This is a genomic window from Facklamia sp. P12932 (assembly GCF_050409545.1).
Lineage (GTDB): Bacteria > Bacillota > Bacilli > Lactobacillales > Aerococcaceae > Facklamia.
This window is the reverse complement of the sequence record NZ_JBNUPG010000004.1, coordinates 1-14,327: the sequence shown is the minus strand read 5'-3', so window position 1 is coordinate 14,327 and position 14,327 is coordinate 1. Positions and strand designations below refer to the sequence as shown.

Genomic DNA, 14,327 nt, shown 5'->3' with positions numbered 1-14,327 from the left:
TGCCCTGAGGTCTTCATTATTTTTTACCCACCTATATTAGTATCTGTAGCATAATCCCTAAAATCATTTTCCACTAACTCATAGTCAACACTGGATTGGCTACAACCAAGTTGGTCGACCCATGAGTCATCGTTAATCCGCAACTTTTTAAACCCTAGTAGCTCATATACATGTTGGGCCCTAGTATTTTGAAGATTAACATCTAAAATAATTTTTTGATAGCCTTGATTAAATAATTCTTTAATCAGTAAGCTCAGAATAATTCGACCCAGGCCTTTATTGCGATAAATTGCTTCACAAATCTTTATATGTATTTCTGCGACTTGATTCCCCAAGTTATCATAAAACATTTCACCAATTGATTGACCTTGATACTCAATGAGTAGGAGCCGACCTTTTTCATCGGTATAACTTTCAATCTTATCTTCGATTTCTTCGACTGATTTGCCTAATCCATTGGGAAAACCCAAATATTTCATTAGTTCCCCATCATTCCACCATTGACAGAGTTTGGCAGCATCTGCTATTTCTGCATCACGTATCCATAAATTTTTATACCTTACTTTCATAGAAATCCCCCATTTTAATACAGGGCTGCTTTATATTAAACAGGCATTACAATTGATATTCAGGTTTAACTAGGATAAGGCAAAGTAAATCTACCAGCCTTTTTAAGAGAAAGCGAATACTGGATTATTCCTTTTATCTTTTAAAACCTGACATACTTCTTAAAATTATGCCAGTCGTTGTCAAATTATGTAGGATTGATAGGGAACTTGGTGATAATAAATCAAAAACACCTAATAAAATGAGCCCACTATTAATCGCAATGGTTTGTTTAACATTTTTCTTTATTCTTTTATCTAATAAATGGCTAATTTCAGCCAATTCCATTAGACTTTCTAATTGATTATTTGATAAAACAAGATCACTTGTTTGTTTGCAAATATCAGCAGCATCATTCATAACTGCCCCTATGTCTGCAAGCGATAGTGCAGCAGAATCATTGAGCCCATCTCCAAGCATCATGACTTTTTTACCTGAACGTTTTTGTTCTTCAATGAACTGATATTTATCATTTGGTGACACTTCTGTTTGTAAATATTGAACGGATATATTATTCATAAGATTTTGAGTTCGCTCTTTGGTATCACCAGTAAGAAGCGCAACTTCTTTGCCCTTACTTTGTAACCATTGAATGACTTTGGCCGCTTGCGGACGAAGCGGGGTATCAATTAGAAAAAGACCAATTAATCTTCCGTTGTAACCAAGATAGAGTAGGTTGTATTGCTGTTCATAGTTATTAATAACGGCTTTTTGTTCTTCAGAAATAGCAATTTTTTTATCCGTCATTAAAAGATAACTACCAATGACTACTTCTTTTCCATCAATGGTTGATAAGATCCCGCGCGACGCAATATGATGGAGCTTTCCATGCATTTCATCATGGACAATAGCTTTTTCTTGGGCTTCGTTCACTACGGCTTTAGCCAATGGATGATGAATGTGTTCTTCTAAGCAAGCGCCCATTCGTAAAACATCTTCGGTTTCATAATCATCAAAAGAGACGGTTTTATAAACCTTAGGATCGGATACAGTTAAAGTCCCGGTTTTATCAAAGACAAACAGATCGATGTCATTATACTTTTCCACGACATCCATACTTTTAATTAATATTTCCTTCTCAACCGCTTCTTTAATTGCCGTTAAGTAAGAAATAGGAACCGAAAGCTTCAAAGCACAAGAGAAATCAACTAATAGAAACGATAGGGCTCTTCGCAAAGATCCAGTGAATAAATAGGTAAGAATGACACCTAAAAAATTGTACTTAACCAGATTGTCAGCTAGAGCAATATATTTAGTTTGTTGAGTGCCTTTTTGATTTTCTGATTGACGCATTAGAGACATCAATTCGTGGATACGGTAATTTAACGTGGTATTTGTAACGCGAATAGATAATTCTCCCGATTCGATCACTGTATTTGAAAAGACTTGATCTTCTTCTTGCTTAAGGATAGGGAAAAATTCTCCGGTAAGCGAACTTTCATTGACCATGGCTGAGCCAGTATCCACTACCCCGTCAAATAAAATTTCCTTTCCTTCAGACACGATTATAATGTCATTCAACTGAACTTCTTTAGCATTACGCTCAAGCTTATTCCCTTGACTGTCTATCAACCATACCGTTTTAGTATGATCTTTCATACTGCTTTCCAAATCTGCAATTGACTTTTTATTGGTCCAGTCATTTAATTGATCACCCAATCCCATGATAAACATAATGGAACTAGCGGTTTTAGGCTGTCCAATCAATATGGCAGTTAAAATAGCAGCGCCATCTAAAACTTCCATATTTATATCCTGCGATACTAACGATTGAAACGCTTTTTCTATATATTTAGTGGATAAATAAAGGGTATAGAGATACTGAATAGGTTGAGGTAGAAATAGACGTCTCAGCACAAACAGGCTAAGTTCCTTCGAAACAATCGCATAAGGCGTCTTTTCTTTGCGATAGGGCTCTTGTAAACATCTAATGATTTGATCTTCATTCAAACCATTTAAAAACTTGAGTGCATGTACAATCAAATAATCTTTATGAACAAAGACAGCCATTGTCCTTTCATCATGATAGAAAACTATTTTTTGAATAGCTGGTTGGAGTTGAGCCTCCTCCTTAATCATTTCTCTAACGGATAACGTTAGTAAAAAAGAACACTTAACTCTTACTCGACTTTTGTTTTGATGACAAATTTTAAACTTCATTAGCGCCTGCTATATCCTCAATGCTATCGGCTTGCTCTTGCTGTTTTTGGGCAAGATAAATTTCTTGAGCATCTGCCAAAACATCATCAGTATGTTGTTTAATTGTTGATACATTCGCATCAAGCTCATCTTTTAATTGGTAAGATTTTGCGATTACATGAGCATAAGTTTCTTTAGCTTTTTTACTCGTTAAAACTTTTAACCCTAGTGTTCCAAATAGAGCTCCTCCGAGGAATAAACCAGATGATTTGCTGATTTTTGTGGCCTTTTTTAAATTCTTTAACATTTTAAATCCTTCTTTCTATTTATATTTAAATAATTATAGCACTGATAAAAGTAAGTTTCAATTAATGGGTCCAAGGCTCAATTCTTATGCGTGTCCACAAGTGATAATGTTTGCTTTTCGTTTTGACAAAACTCGTTCCCATAAGCTCTAAAATTAGACGTAAATAATTGTTAAATCAAACAGATGCGCAATCATTTTATAGTAAATCAGCTTAGATTCAAATTGAGAAGTTAAAAATAGAATGACTTATCGAAAGAAACAGCCATTAATAGGAGCGTTATGATGACCTTGGGGCTTTTGATTCGATCTTTTAAATTATGGCCACTGCAATGGATGGGTGTGTTTTTCCTTAGATTAGGTAGTGACTTGTCCCTTAGTGGATTATTATTTTGTGGAGTAGTTTTAGCAAAACAGACCCATTCTTTGTTTAAATTCAAATAGATATACAGTTTAATTGTTAAGTACTGTTTCTTTCCTATTTTATTCACTTTTTATTTCGTTACGCTACCCTAAAATTGCAATTAGGCTTGCTGAAGTAAGCTTTGTCAATTGATCAATCTTTCACAAAAACACTTTTATTTCATTTGAATTTTTGCTAATTTTTTTTAATTCGAAAAAAATGGTTTCGTTTTCATAAAAATCATTGACTTGCTATACCCTTTTATCATACAATTTAGTTAAATAAAAATTTAGGAGGGGAAGAGATGAATTCTTTAGTCAGTTATTTTGTGAAAAATATCACTCATTTGAGTGATTTAATGTGGTCCAGTGTTCTTTTGTATATTCTTATAGCGGTCGGTATTTTTTATACTTTTTATCTTGGCTTTCCGCAATTTCGTTATTTTGGAACAGCGTTTAAAGAGACTTTTGGCGGCGTTTTTGGTAAAAAGGAAAAAGAAGAAGCCGGTACCATGTCCTCATTCCAAGCCCTAGCAACAGCCATTGCTGCTCAAGTCGGAACAGGTAATGTTGCTGGGATTGCTACAGCTATTATGGCAGGAGGACCTGGTGCTATTTTCTGGATGTGGATGTCTGCTTTTGCTGGCATGGCTACAATTTTTGGCGAGGCCGTTTTAGCTCAGAAATATCGTGAAGTGCGTGATGATAACTTTGTGGGAGGGCCTGCCTTTTATATCAGTAAAGGGATAAAACAAAAAACCTTAGGCAAATTCTTAGCCGGCTTCTTCTCAGTAGCAATTATTATTGGCTTAGGATTTATTGGGAACTTAGTGCAATCAAACTCGATATCTGCCGCTGTCAATGAGGCTACCGGTATTAACCCAATTATCGTTGGTGTTTTGATAGCAATTGCAGCTGCTTTAGTTTTTATGGGTGGTATGAAACGGATTGCTAACTTTGCCGAATTAGTTGTGCCATTCATGGCTGCTTTATATATTATCGGCGTCATCGTCGTAATGGTTCTCTATAAAGATCAAGTCGGTCCTGCTTTTAAATCGATTTTTGTGGAAGCTTTTAAACCTACATCTATGATGGGTGGAGCGATTGGTGTCACCGTTAAACAAGCCATTCGATACGGGGTCGCAAGGGGTCTCTTCTCAAACGAAGCAGGTATGGGTTCTACACCACATGCCCACGCAGTGGCCAACGTAAAACATCCTGCTGAACAAGGTTTAGTAGCGATTGTTGGTGTTGTCATTGATACGCTCGTTGTTGGAACCGCTACTGCAATGGTAATTCTCGTTACCGGCGCTCATGAAAAAGGGTTAGAGGGGGCTTTAGTCACGCAAGAAGCTTTTTCTTCCGCTTTTGGTACGTTAGGTACATCCTTTCTAGCTCTTTGTTTAACCTTTTTTGCCTTTACCACTATTGTAGGTTGGTACTATTTTGGAGAAACCAATATTCGTTACTTATTTGGTAAAAAAGGGCTTTTACCTTATCGTATTATCGTCATTTTCTTTATCGTTTTAGGATCATCACTCACTAAGAAAATCGACTTTGTTTGGACCATGTCAGACTTCTTTAACGGGCTGATGGTCTTTCCAAACATGATTGCTCTCCTTTTATTAGCGCCTCAAGCTAAACGGATTCTAGATAGCTATAAAGCGCATCAGCTCTATAACCGGGAGGATTTAAGTTAGTTTTATTAAAGCATAAAAAGGCCTCTGAAGTTGAATTCAAATCAACTTTAGGGGTCTTTAAATATAATCCAAATATCAATTCTTGTAATATTCGCAAACTATGTGTAATAAAAATCCCACTAATTTAAAAAATAGATAGGACCAGTTCTTTAAAAAATAATTGAAAAACTCTAGCTCTCCTACTCTTTAGGATGCGGCTAGAGTTTTTAGCGCGGTGCTGCCATTAAAGTTAAACCCTCACTATTTTCTCCAAGTATTTAGCAATCTAGGGAAAACATTTTAAGCTACTGATGATTTTCTTTACTAATAAATAAACTTTATCCGTTATTTTACCATATGCATTTCTTCTAGTTGTGCCTCGATATTTTCTTGATCGACACCGGCTTGTAATAAAGTTGCAGCGGTATATGCTCCTTCTACGACTGGAACATCATATATTTTGATTGTTTTATCACTCATTTCCATAGCCATTTCTAGATTCATTTTTGCACTACCTAGATCATAAAATGCCAATAAATTTTCAGCTGAGTTTTTATTGATGGCTGCTAAAGCGGTATCAAAGTTCGTCCCTATTTCGTTTTGATCAATACCACCTACTACTTGCACATCAACATCTGCTGCTGCTTGTTGAATCAAACGATGAATTCCTTCCGCAATCTCATGAACATGTGAAACAATCACAATTCCAGTTTTTTTCATTATTCTGCCTCCGCTTCTAGCATTGCGTGAAATAATAAGCCTGAGGAGTAAGCTCCTGGATCAATATGGCCAATAGATCGATCTCCCACATAAGAGGCTCGTCCTTTTTTAGCTTTTAATGGTTGCGTTGCTTCCACTGCTTCATCAATTAATTCGTGGGTTAATTGATGAGTCTCAACTGCTTCTACAACAGCTATCCATAAATCTACCATTGTTTTGTCGCCTTGTTCTGCTTTTCCACGCTTTTGAATCGTTTCTAACCCAGCTTTTAAAACACTTGCCCAGTCTTCAGCTGCTGATTCAGCTTTCATCATGCCCATAAAGGCTGACCCATATAGTGGCCCAGAGGCTCCACCGACTTTACTTAGCATATTTTTCATCATTAATTGAAGCAATTCATTCAACGTTTTTGGGTTTTCGTCTTCAATCGCTTTAATTACATGGGTCATGCCACGAGACATATTATTTCCATGGTCACTATCGCCAATAGGTGTGTCTAATTGTGTTAAATAGTCTTTTTCGTTTTGAATTTTTTCATTGAATAATTCCATCCAACGAATTCCAGTCTCTAGATTCATTTAAAAGATTCACCCTTTCATTTTATAAAATAATCTTACCAATTAATGGTATCAACTGGTGCTTCAATAGCTTTCAAATAGAATGCTTCATCTAAGCGAAGCAAAGTTAAGGATAAACCTTGCATATCTAACGAAGTCATTAAATTGCCTACTTTCGAAAACGCAATCGTCAGATTCTTTTCTTTCATTATCCTTTGCACATCATTTGCAAATACATATTGTTCCATTAATGGCGTTCCACCTAAACCATTCACGATTATTGCAAAGCGATCATTGGCTTTGGCATCAAACTCTTTTAGTAATTTTGTAAGTAATTCTTGGGATAAATCCTGTGAACTCTGCAATTTTTCTCGTCGATATCCCGGTTCGCCATGAATACCTACGCCATACTCGATTTCATCATCCGCTAAGGTAAAACTTGCTTCATCGCTCCCAGGCGTAGTGACCCCTGTTAATGCGACTCCAATCGTTTTTATATTTGGGATAAGATTTTCCGCTAATTTTTTAATCTCTTCAATGGTTTGCCCTTGTTCAGCAGCATGCCCTAATATTTTGTGAACAAAGACCGTTCCTGCAACGCCACGTTTTCCCTGGGTGTAGAGACTATCTTCGACAGCAATGTCATCATCAACTACGACACTCTCTACTTTTATTCCTTCCATCTCAGCTAATTCCTGAGCCATCTCAAAGTTCATAATATCCCCTGAATAGTTCTTTATAACGAGAAAGACACCTGCCCCCTCATCCGCTTCTTTAATTGCTTGTAAAATTTGATCGGGCGTTGGAGAAGTAAAGACTGCCCCACAAACAGCTGCTGATAACATTCCTCTTCCAACAAATCCAGCATGTGCAGGTTCATGTCCGCTTCCTCCACCAGAAATAATAGCCACTTTCCCTGTTTTTTCTAAAGTTCGTTGAATAATTCCTGTTTCAGGAATTCTTTTAAGCAATTTTGAATGACTTTGTACCATTCCATTAATCATCTCATCCACAATATTTTCTGGTTTATTTATTATTTTTTTAATCACGCTAGATTCCTACCTTTTTAAATTTATTTTGCTTGTTTTCTTGCTTTATAATCGCGACCCATCGCATCCGCTGCAATAATTGCATTTGCAACGGCTTCTTCTGTGATTTCAAAAGGCATTGAATGAATGGATTCTTCTGGGATACATGCTTTTTTAGCTACTTTTAGAATTTCTTGGTAATTAACTTCTTCGACATCTAAGTCCGCTAGAGATACTGGTAACCCAACAGAAATATTAAAGTCTAATAATTCTTCGACTTCTGATTTTGGTGCGTCTTCGAGCACTAATTGAACAAAGGTTGTAAAAGCAACTTGTTCCCCATGGTAATAATTTCCTGGTCCTTCTAAAACAGTTAAGCCATTATATATTGCATGAGCAGCTGCTAATCCTCCCGATTCAAAGCCTAAGCCAGATAATAAGGTGTTTGCTTCTACGATATCTTCTAAAGCTTGTGTAACAACGTTCTGATCAGCCGCAATTTTTGCATCGTATCCTTTTTCTAGAACCACTTTTAAACTTTTTTCAGCTAGAGTCATGGCTGCAATTGTTCCTTTAGCAGGTCCTGTAGCCCCAGTACGATAACCATTTGGCAAACCAGCATTCACATTTGAATTGGATTGACGAGTCGCTCGAGCTTCATAATAAGTTGCCAAAGTATCGCCCATACCAGCTACTAGGAATCGACTCGGTGCCTGTGCAATAACGGTAGTATCCATCAAAACAACATCTGGGTTTTTGCTAAAGTAAGCATAATCATCAAATTGATGATCGACCGTATATAAGACAGCAGAGTGACTCGTGGGCGCATCTTGAGCTGCAATCGTCGGGCAAATAATAATATTCTGTCCTTCCGCTACAACTTTGGACGTATCGATTGCTTTTCCTCCCCCCAATCCTACAATAACATCAGTGCCTTTTTCTTTTGCTAATTTTTTCAATCGTTCGACTTCTTCGCGTGTGGCTTCGCCACCAAAATCTCCTCGATGTAATTGAACCTTATAGGTTTCAGCTGTTTGATCCAGCTTGGCTTGTACACGATCAATATCTGCTTTATTTCCTATAACGAGGGCAGATTCACCTAAAGACTGAATATAAAATCCTAAATTCAATAATTCATCTTCACCTTGTACATACTTACTTGGACTAATAAATGCTTTTCTCATTCTTATTCCTCCTGTATCTTTTAAGCTTCTTCTTCTCCACTAAATTAATGGTAACAAGTAAGCGCTATCAATTCAACAGACAAAAACCTTCGTCTGTCCGTTTGGTTTCAGATTTGCTCTGTCGTATACTGATACTATCAAATACTGTTTTATTTTTAATAAAAGGAGTTTGCCTGGATGAAAGAAAAAACAGATACACAAGAAATCATCGCTCAATCATTTCGAGAATTAACACTAAAAAAAGAAAGGGATAAAATTTCAATCACCGATATAATGAAACAAGCAGATTTTCGTCGTCAAACTTTCTATGATTATTTTGATGACAAATATGATTTAGTTACCTGGATTTTTTCGCATGAACTCTATCAATCCATTCAATCAATAATGGATTGGCAAAATTGGGAAGAAATCTTATGGCAACTATTAACTTATCTTGAATCAAACAATAAATATTATCGAAAAATCTTCCTCGATATAAAATTAGATTCTTTTAAAGAATATTTTATTTACTCCATTAAAAAAATAATCAAACAATTAGTAGATGATTATTTCAAAGAGCAGTTTCTTTCGTTAGAAAAAAAGCAAATGATTCAAACAGCTACAGATTTTTATAGCTATGGTCTCTCTGAAAGCCTCTATCATTGGGTCTTAGAAAATTGTGAACCAAATAGTAAACACTACCATGCGATGCTCGTAAAGCTTGTAAACTGTCGAAGCAAATCGAATGAACACACTACTATTTTATCAGGGAAAGGAAAGGATAAGTAATGGCAGAATATATATTATCAATTGATCAAGGAACAACGACGACACGTGCTTTTATTATTGATCGCAAAGGAAATTATATTGGAACTGCGAGTCGAAAATTCCAACAAATTATCCCACAAACTGGATGGGTAGAACACGATCCGAATGTTATTTGGGAAACTGTATGTCATGTTATTGAAGAAGTTATCCAAAAATCTGGGGTTAATTACTCTCAAATCAAAGCACTTGGACTAACGAATCAACGTGAAACAACTGTTGTTTGGAACAAGATAACAGGTGAGCCGATATATAATGCCATTGTTTGGAGTTCTAACCAATCATTAGCTACAATTAATCAATTGAGATCCAGTAAAAATGAAGAATATATTCATAAAACCACCGGACTGGTTATGAGTCCCTATTTCTCAGCCAGTAAGATTCGTTGGATTTTAGATTATCATACTGGAGCGCAGGTTGATGCTGAAAAAGGAGCATTACTTTTTGGGACCATCGATAGTTGGATTGTTTGGAAATTAACTAAAGGAAAGTTACATATCACTGACCATACGAATGCTTCAAGAACCATGCTCTTTAATATTCATCGTTTAGAATGGGATAATGAATTGCTTAAGCTTTTTAATATTCCAAAAGCAATGTTACCCAATGTTTATCCTAGCTCTCATTACTATGGCGAAACAAGTTCTGATCTTTTCCATGGAGTAAAAATACCCATTACAGGGGTAGCTGGAAATCAGCAGGCTTCTTTAGTTGGTCAACTTGCTTTTCAATCTGGACAAGTTAAAAGTACTTATGGTCAAGGGACATTTATTGTTATGAATACCGGGACTGAAGCCAAATTATCAAACAATCATTTACTGACAACCATTGCCTATTCGATCGATGGTCAAATTAATTATGCTTTAGAAGGGGCTGCTTTAATTTCTGGAAGTGCCATTGAATGGTTAAAAGACGGTTTAGAATTATTTGAAACGATTGAAGATTCAGAAAAGCTGGCTCTCATGGCAAATCCAAAGTCTTCCGTCTATTTTCTTCCAACTTTTAAAGGAATTGAAGCTCCTTATTGGGAAACGAATGTCAGAGGGGCTATTTTAGGCATGGATGACTATACGACTAAAAGGGAACTTATCCTTGCTACTTTTGAATCATTAGCTTACCAAGTCTATGACATTATTGACTTAATGGAATCAGACACTGGAATTGCGCTGGATGTTTTACATGTTGATGGTGGCCTTGCTCAAAATAACTTACTCATCCAATTTCAAGCCGATATTCTTAATAAAACAGTTGAACGCGTTGAACGTTTAGAAACAACCGGTTTAGGTGCTGCATATCTGGCTGGATTAGCTGTGGGTTACTGGAAGGATTTAGATGAATTGAGAGCTTTAGTATCCGAGAACGAAGTTTTCCAACCAAATATGAGTCAAACCGATCGCTTTAAAAAACTGAATGGATGGCACAATGCGCTTAAAGCTGTTCGATATTATTCTCAGTTAAGTCAAGATTTCTTTTAATAAAGAACACGAATGAATTTAAGTGGATTTCAAAAATAGCTAAGAAAAAGTTCTTAGCTATTTTTAGAAAGTTCTTAATCTTATCTAAAATACTTTATTATTATTTCTATCCTATCCGACTGATTGAACACCTCTAAAATTTATGGTGTCGATGGAGCCATTCGATTCATTGACACCATTTTTATTTTTTAATAAAAAGTCAATGAATCGCTACCATTAAGTTTCCACAAATAAAGCTAGGAGCATTCACAAAACTCATTCTTATATACGAATGATTATGGAATTAATGTAACAGTTATCTATATGCTGCATCAATTTCCAGAAATCTACTGATCACTAATAAAAAGTTCATCAACCATTGTATCTAAATGCTTTGCCATATTAAAAGCAAGTTGTAGACTCGGATCGTATTTGTTATTTTCAATTGCATTAATTGTTTGTCTGGTAACATTGCACTTATCCGCAAGTTGGGCTTGAGACCAACCCTTCTTAATTCTTAGTTCTTTGATTTTATTATTCATAGATTAACTGAACTTTCTAATTTTTAGTCTTAAATCTATTAAAAATATAATGCAGATTACTGCTAATTCAATTAACGGGTTAGAATGGTAATTGTTAAATCCAACATTATTTTGATAAATCATATACATTGATTCAAAAAACAATATCACAATCCCAATAATGAATGTCTCAGTCGATGCTTCATGTATAATTTTTTGCCTTCTTTCATCCCCTTGCTTAAACACTTCTAGCATCGTCCATATTATTGCTAAAATACACAGAATAAAAACAATTATAAATAACCATAAACCCCAAAAAGTATTTCCCATTTCCATTATTATCTCTCCTTATATGTAAAATTATTTTGACATATATAGCTTAATTCATTTATCCAAAAATGTCAAATTGTTTTTACATTTATAGTTCGTTTAATAACTACCCATAGAGCAATCATCAAGCTAACTATAGCTAATAGTACAATAAAAGCATTATTGCTCTTATTTTCTTCTACTTACTCCTTTAGCCGTAAATCCTAATTGTTCTGCTGCTTTTATAAGACCTAATGCATTAGTTCCTTGTTTATCTGTTCCTGCAACCTCCCTTATTTTTGTTATTCCAATTTTATATCCATTTTGTTTACTAATTGTTGCTAAACATGCTGCACCACAATCAGTAATATCATGTTGTTTTATACAATAATATTTCATATTCCTCCTAAAATACTATAAAGCAAAAAAAAGATACTAATAAAACACCCTCAAAAATTGGTCGAAAACAATTTGTTGAAGGCGTTTTAAAAGTATTAAGATTCTAAATGTTTTTTTATCTTATCGTTAGAACAGCAAAAGAGTTTCTATAGAAATTTATATTTATATATAGTTAGATTAACATATAATTATATCTGTATAGCTGTACTAAACCATGAATTTTGCTTTTGGCACTCTTACTATTTCATTATTTATTGATAAGATTTAACGAATTTGACATAACGCTTTAATAATAAATCTTTAGATTTCTCTAATTTTATTTTCCGCTATTACATATTTATATATAAATAAAATAGTCCTAGCAAAACTTCATTATATAGATAAATATCCTTAAAATCTATAATATTTTATTATTTAAAGCACATATAGCCACTACGATTACTATACATATTCAAATAATTATTACGATTTTATAGTTAACCATTAAATATTATATATGCCTAATCATACCGCTACTTAGCTTTTACATATTTACCAATTAACAACAAAAAAATTGTTGCAAATAACGGAGGCACCAAAAAACTTAGTTCTGTCATAATAACACTAAATCCTAAAAATGAAATAATTTTAAAAAATATAATATTAATCACAAATAAAGAAAAAAATAGCAATACAATTTTAAGTACCCTAAGTATTTCTGTTTTCATTAATTCTCCTTTGTAAATAAATTAATTTAAAATTTTATAAATAATTTTCTAATTAATTTTTGACCAAATCCAATCTCCAGCCTTTTTCACAGCCTTACCAGCAACATAAACTGTTGTAGCTGTTCCTGCTACAATCACACCAGCCTTTGTAATACCCCAAGCTAATGCTAAAGCTCCTGATATAGATCCACCTTCAATTTATAGTAATTCATAATTATTTAGATTTTGAAAATTTTTATTCATTCTTTACCTCTCTTATTAATTCGTTGCTAATGCAGCAAATCCTAATGCTACACCAGCTGATAAAGCATGTCCAACCAAAACTTTAGTTCCCCAAACTGTAAATAAAACTGGGCCAAAAAAGCCACCAGATACTTCCATTAAGATTTGATCATCTAATTCTTGAAACATCGCTATATTATTTTCCATAATTTCCTCACTTTCGTAATATCACTATAAATTATAACATATTGATAAATCTCTTTGTCGACCTAAAGATTTGTATAAATATACCTATTAATTCTGTTTCACATAATAAACTAATATGCCAACAAATTTAATGGGTACGCTTTCATTATACTTATATTATTTATTATTTAAAGCTTTTTATCCTTAAAAAAGGCTTTTTCCATCAATATATTAATAAATATTAATAATTGTTACTCGTTCCACCATGATTAGAAGTTAAAGCTAATAAATGTTTTTACTATTATTACATTTGATTTTGAAATTAATCTAAAAAACGGTGCAGTTCGAAGACCACACCGCCAATCTTATCTTTCTGTTTCTATTTTTTTATCTGCCTTTTCCGAGTCTTTGCCCTTATCCTCTGTCTTGCACTTCTTTATAACTCCAAGGATGGAATCTTTTTTAGGACTTTTCTCCTGGCCTTTCTCTTTTGCTTTTAAGAGCTTTGATGATAGAACCCTTATGTTTGTGTATTCTTTTCCATCAGCACCTAGTGTGTTCTTTGTTTGCCCAAACACTCTCATAAAATCTCCCTGTTTAAGGTTTTCCATTCCTTTTGCTTTGTCCCCATAGGCTGAACAAGAGTGGTAATTCTTTCCTCCCTCCTTGTCATTAGAAACCAAGATAAAATTAGCCACCTTAAGTTTCTCTCCTTGATTATCCTTTATCTCTAATGGTTCTGGATCTTTGATAAGATTTCCTACTATATTGATTAAGTCCTCTCTTTCTTCTTTTATCGTAGCTTCTTCCAGTAAACCTTCTTCTTTATATTCTATAATAAATAGGGTTGATGGAAGAAAAACTCTTCCTTCCATCCTATTTTTTGCTACATAAAAACACAAAAGTCCGATCTATTAAAAGTGGTAACTAAAATAGAAAGGACTCTGTGCTATAACTCATGATATACGAACATTACTCACTATAAAAGACCTTAACGTAAAATTATCTGATAATTGTGGGGAAACGATCAAAAATAAGCTTCACATAAAGTGTACACTGACCTATCCTGTTGATAGCTGTCTTTGTTGCCAAAAGGAAGGAGTTGT

General features: G+C 34.4%; 16 protein-coding genes. 3 read left to right on the top strand and 13 right to left on the bottom strand.

The genetic code is table 11. The features are described from left to right. Positions 1 to 23 precede the first annotated feature (23 nt). From ACQV2P_RS02515 to ACQV2P_RS02505, 3 genes are all read right to left on the bottom strand, one after another. Positions 24 to 569, bottom strand: coding sequence for a GNAT family N-acetyltransferase (locus ACQV2P_RS02515; RefSeq protein WP_428894595.1), 546 nt, complete (start codon positions 567 to 569; stop codon positions 24 to 26). 133 nt (positions 570 to 702) lie between these two features. Beyond that, positions 703 to 2,766: a heavy metal translocating P-type ATPase gene (locus tag ACQV2P_RS02510; protein WP_428894594.1), complete on the bottom strand. Its 2,064-nt coding sequence runs from the start codon at positions 2,764 to 2,766 to the stop codon at positions 703 to 705. Next, the gene (locus ACQV2P_RS02505) at positions 2,756 to 3,052 is read right to left on the bottom strand and encodes a DUF6110 family protein (RefSeq protein WP_428894593.1); all 297 of its coding nucleotides are present in this window, start codon (positions 3,050 to 3,052) and stop codon (positions 2,756 to 2,758) included. Before ACQV2P_RS02505 ends, ACQV2P_RS02510 begins: the two co-directional genes overlap by 11 nt. 704 nt (positions 3,053 to 3,756) lie before the next feature. On the opposite strand from ACQV2P_RS02505, the gene ACQV2P_RS02500 reads away from it, so the two are divergent. After that, on the top strand, positions 3,757 to 5,151 hold the full coding sequence (locus ACQV2P_RS02500) for an alanine/glycine:cation symporter family protein (protein WP_428874938.1): 1,395 nt from the start codon (positions 3,757 to 3,759) through the stop codon (positions 5,149 to 5,151). A 324-nt stretch (positions 5,152 to 5,475) separates the two neighbouring features. On the opposite strand, the gene dhaM is transcribed toward ACQV2P_RS02500, so the two are convergent. Genes dhaM through ACQV2P_RS02480 form a run of 4 tightly spaced genes read right to left on the bottom strand, consistent with a single transcriptional unit; the run spans position 5,476 to position 8,619 of the window. After that, positions 5,476 to 5,850, bottom strand: coding sequence for a dihydroxyacetone kinase phosphoryl donor subunit DhaM (gene dhaM, locus ACQV2P_RS02495; RefSeq protein WP_428874045.1), 375 nt, complete (start codon positions 5,848 to 5,850; stop codon positions 5,476 to 5,478). After that, a complete protein-coding gene (dhaL, locus tag ACQV2P_RS02490) occupies positions 5,850 to 6,428 on the bottom strand; it encodes a dihydroxyacetone kinase subunit DhaL (protein ID WP_428874044.1) in 579 nt (192 codons plus the stop codon). The genes dhaM and dhaL overlap by 1 nt, the downstream gene beginning before the upstream one ends. A gap of 35 nt (positions 6,429 to 6,463) precedes the next feature. After that, positions 6,464 to 7,453: a dihydroxyacetone kinase subunit DhaK gene (gene dhaK / locus ACQV2P_RS02485; RefSeq protein WP_428874078.1), complete on the bottom strand. Its 990-nt coding sequence runs from the start codon at positions 7,451 to 7,453 to the stop codon at positions 6,464 to 6,466. A gap of 26 nt (positions 7,454 to 7,479) precedes the next feature. Then, on the bottom strand, positions 7,480 to 8,619 hold the full coding sequence (locus ACQV2P_RS02480; protein ID WP_428894592.1) for a glycerol dehydrogenase: 1,140 nt from the start codon (positions 8,617 to 8,619) through the stop codon (positions 7,480 to 7,482). Positions 8,620 to 8,796: 177 nt separating this feature from the next. Here ACQV2P_RS02480 and dhaS point away from each other — a divergent pair, with 177 nt between their 5' ends. Both dhaS and glpK read left to right on the top strand, forming a co-directional pair. Then, the gene (dhaS, locus tag ACQV2P_RS02475) at positions 8,797 to 9,387 is read left to right on the top strand and encodes a dihydroxyacetone kinase transcriptional activator DhaS (protein WP_428874041.1); all 591 of its coding nucleotides are present in this window, start codon (positions 8,797 to 8,799) and stop codon (positions 9,385 to 9,387) included. Continuing rightward, positions 9,387 to 10,898, top strand: a complete 1,512-nt coding sequence (gene glpK / locus ACQV2P_RS02470; RefSeq protein WP_428874040.1) for a glycerol kinase GlpK — start codon at positions 9,387 to 9,389, stop codon at positions 10,896 to 10,898. The genes dhaS and glpK overlap by 1 nt, the downstream gene beginning before the upstream one ends. Before the next feature lie 326 nt (positions 10,899 to 11,224). Here glpK and ACQV2P_RS02465 read toward each other — a convergent pair whose 3' ends face one another. From ACQV2P_RS02465 to ACQV2P_RS02440, 6 genes are all read right to left on the bottom strand, one after another. Then, on the bottom strand, positions 11,225 to 11,419 hold the full coding sequence (locus ACQV2P_RS02465; protein ID WP_428874039.1) for a helix-turn-helix transcriptional regulator: 195 nt from the start codon (positions 11,417 to 11,419) through the stop codon (positions 11,225 to 11,227). A 3-nt stretch (positions 11,420 to 11,422) separates the two neighbouring features. Continuing rightward, positions 11,423 to 11,734, bottom strand: a complete 312-nt coding sequence (locus tag ACQV2P_RS02460) for a hypothetical protein (RefSeq protein WP_428874038.1) — start codon at positions 11,732 to 11,734, stop codon at positions 11,423 to 11,425. A gap of 162 nt (positions 11,735 to 11,896) precedes the next feature. Next, complete coding sequence (locus ACQV2P_RS02455; protein WP_428894591.1) at positions 11,897 to 12,106, bottom strand: cysteine peptidase family C39 domain-containing protein; 210 nt, start codon at positions 12,104 to 12,106, stop codon at positions 11,897 to 11,899. Between the two features lie 512 nt (positions 12,107 to 12,618). Then, positions 12,619 to 12,813 (bottom strand): hypothetical protein, encoded by a 195-nt coding sequence (locus ACQV2P_RS02450; RefSeq protein WP_428894590.1) that lies wholly within the window; start codon positions 12,811 to 12,813, stop codon positions 12,619 to 12,621. Positions 12,814 to 13,071: 258 nt separating this feature from the next. Further along, the gene (locus tag ACQV2P_RS02445) at positions 13,072 to 13,242 is read right to left on the bottom strand and encodes a class IIb bacteriocin, lactobin A/cerein 7B family (protein ID WP_428894589.1); all 171 of its coding nucleotides are present in this window, start codon (positions 13,240 to 13,242) and stop codon (positions 13,072 to 13,074) included. 344 nt (positions 13,243 to 13,586) lie between these two features. After that, entirely contained in the window at positions 13,587 to 14,096 is a 510-nt protein-coding gene (locus tag ACQV2P_RS02440) for a single-stranded DNA-binding protein (RefSeq protein ID WP_428894588.1), read from the bottom strand. Positions 14,097 to 14,327: the final 231 nt, after the last annotated feature.

Coding starts and splice junctions, on each gene's coding strand:
- dhaM (WP_428874045.1), bottom strand. CDS start 5,850: ATGAAAAAAACTGGAATTGTGATTGTTTCACATGTTCATGAGATTGCG.
- ACQV2P_RS02455 (WP_428894591.1), bottom strand. CDS start 12,106: ATGAAATATTATTGTATAAAACAACATGATATTACTGATTGTGGTGCA.
- dhaS (WP_428874041.1), top strand. CDS start 8,797: ATGAAAGAAAAAACAGATACACAAGAAATCATCGCTCAATCATTTCGA.
- ACQV2P_RS02465 (WP_428874039.1), bottom strand. CDS start 11,419: ATGAATAATAAAATCAAAGAACTAAGAATTAAGAAGGGTTGGTCTCAA.
- ACQV2P_RS02505 (WP_428894593.1), bottom strand. CDS start 3,052: ATGTTAAAGAATTTAAAAAAGGCCACAAAAATCAGCAAATCATCTGGT.
- ACQV2P_RS02460 (WP_428874038.1), bottom strand. CDS start 11,734: ATGGAAATGGGAAATACTTTTTGGGGTTTATGGTTATTTATAATTGTT.
- ACQV2P_RS02500 (WP_428874938.1), top strand. CDS start 3,757: ATGAATTCTTTAGTCAGTTATTTTGTGAAAAATATCACTCATTTGAGT.
- ACQV2P_RS02445 (WP_428894589.1), bottom strand. CDS start 13,242: ATGGAAAATAATATAGCGATGTTTCAAGAATTAGATGATCAAATCTTA.
- ACQV2P_RS02510 (WP_428894594.1), bottom strand. CDS start 2,766: ATGAAGTTTAAAATTTGTCATCAAAACAAAAGTCGAGTAAGAGTTAAG.
- dhaL (WP_428874044.1), bottom strand. CDS start 6,428: ATGAATCTAGAGACTGGAATTCGTTGGATGGAATTATTCAATGAAAAA.
- ACQV2P_RS02450 (WP_428894590.1), bottom strand. CDS start 12,813: ATGAAAACAGAAATACTTAGGGTACTTAAAATTGTATTGCTATTTTTT.
- ACQV2P_RS02480 (WP_428894592.1), bottom strand. CDS start 8,619: ATGAGAAAAGCATTTATTAGTCCAAGTAAGTATGTACAAGGTGAAGAT.
- ACQV2P_RS02440 (WP_428894588.1), bottom strand. CDS start 14,096: ATGGAAGGAAGAGTTTTTCTTCCATCAACCCTATTTATTATAGAATAT.
- glpK (WP_428874040.1), top strand. CDS start 9,387: ATGGCAGAATATATATTATCAATTGATCAAGGAACAACGACGACACGT.
- ACQV2P_RS02515 (WP_428894595.1), bottom strand. CDS start 569: ATGAAAGTAAGGTATAAAAATTTATGGATACGTGATGCAGAAATAGCA.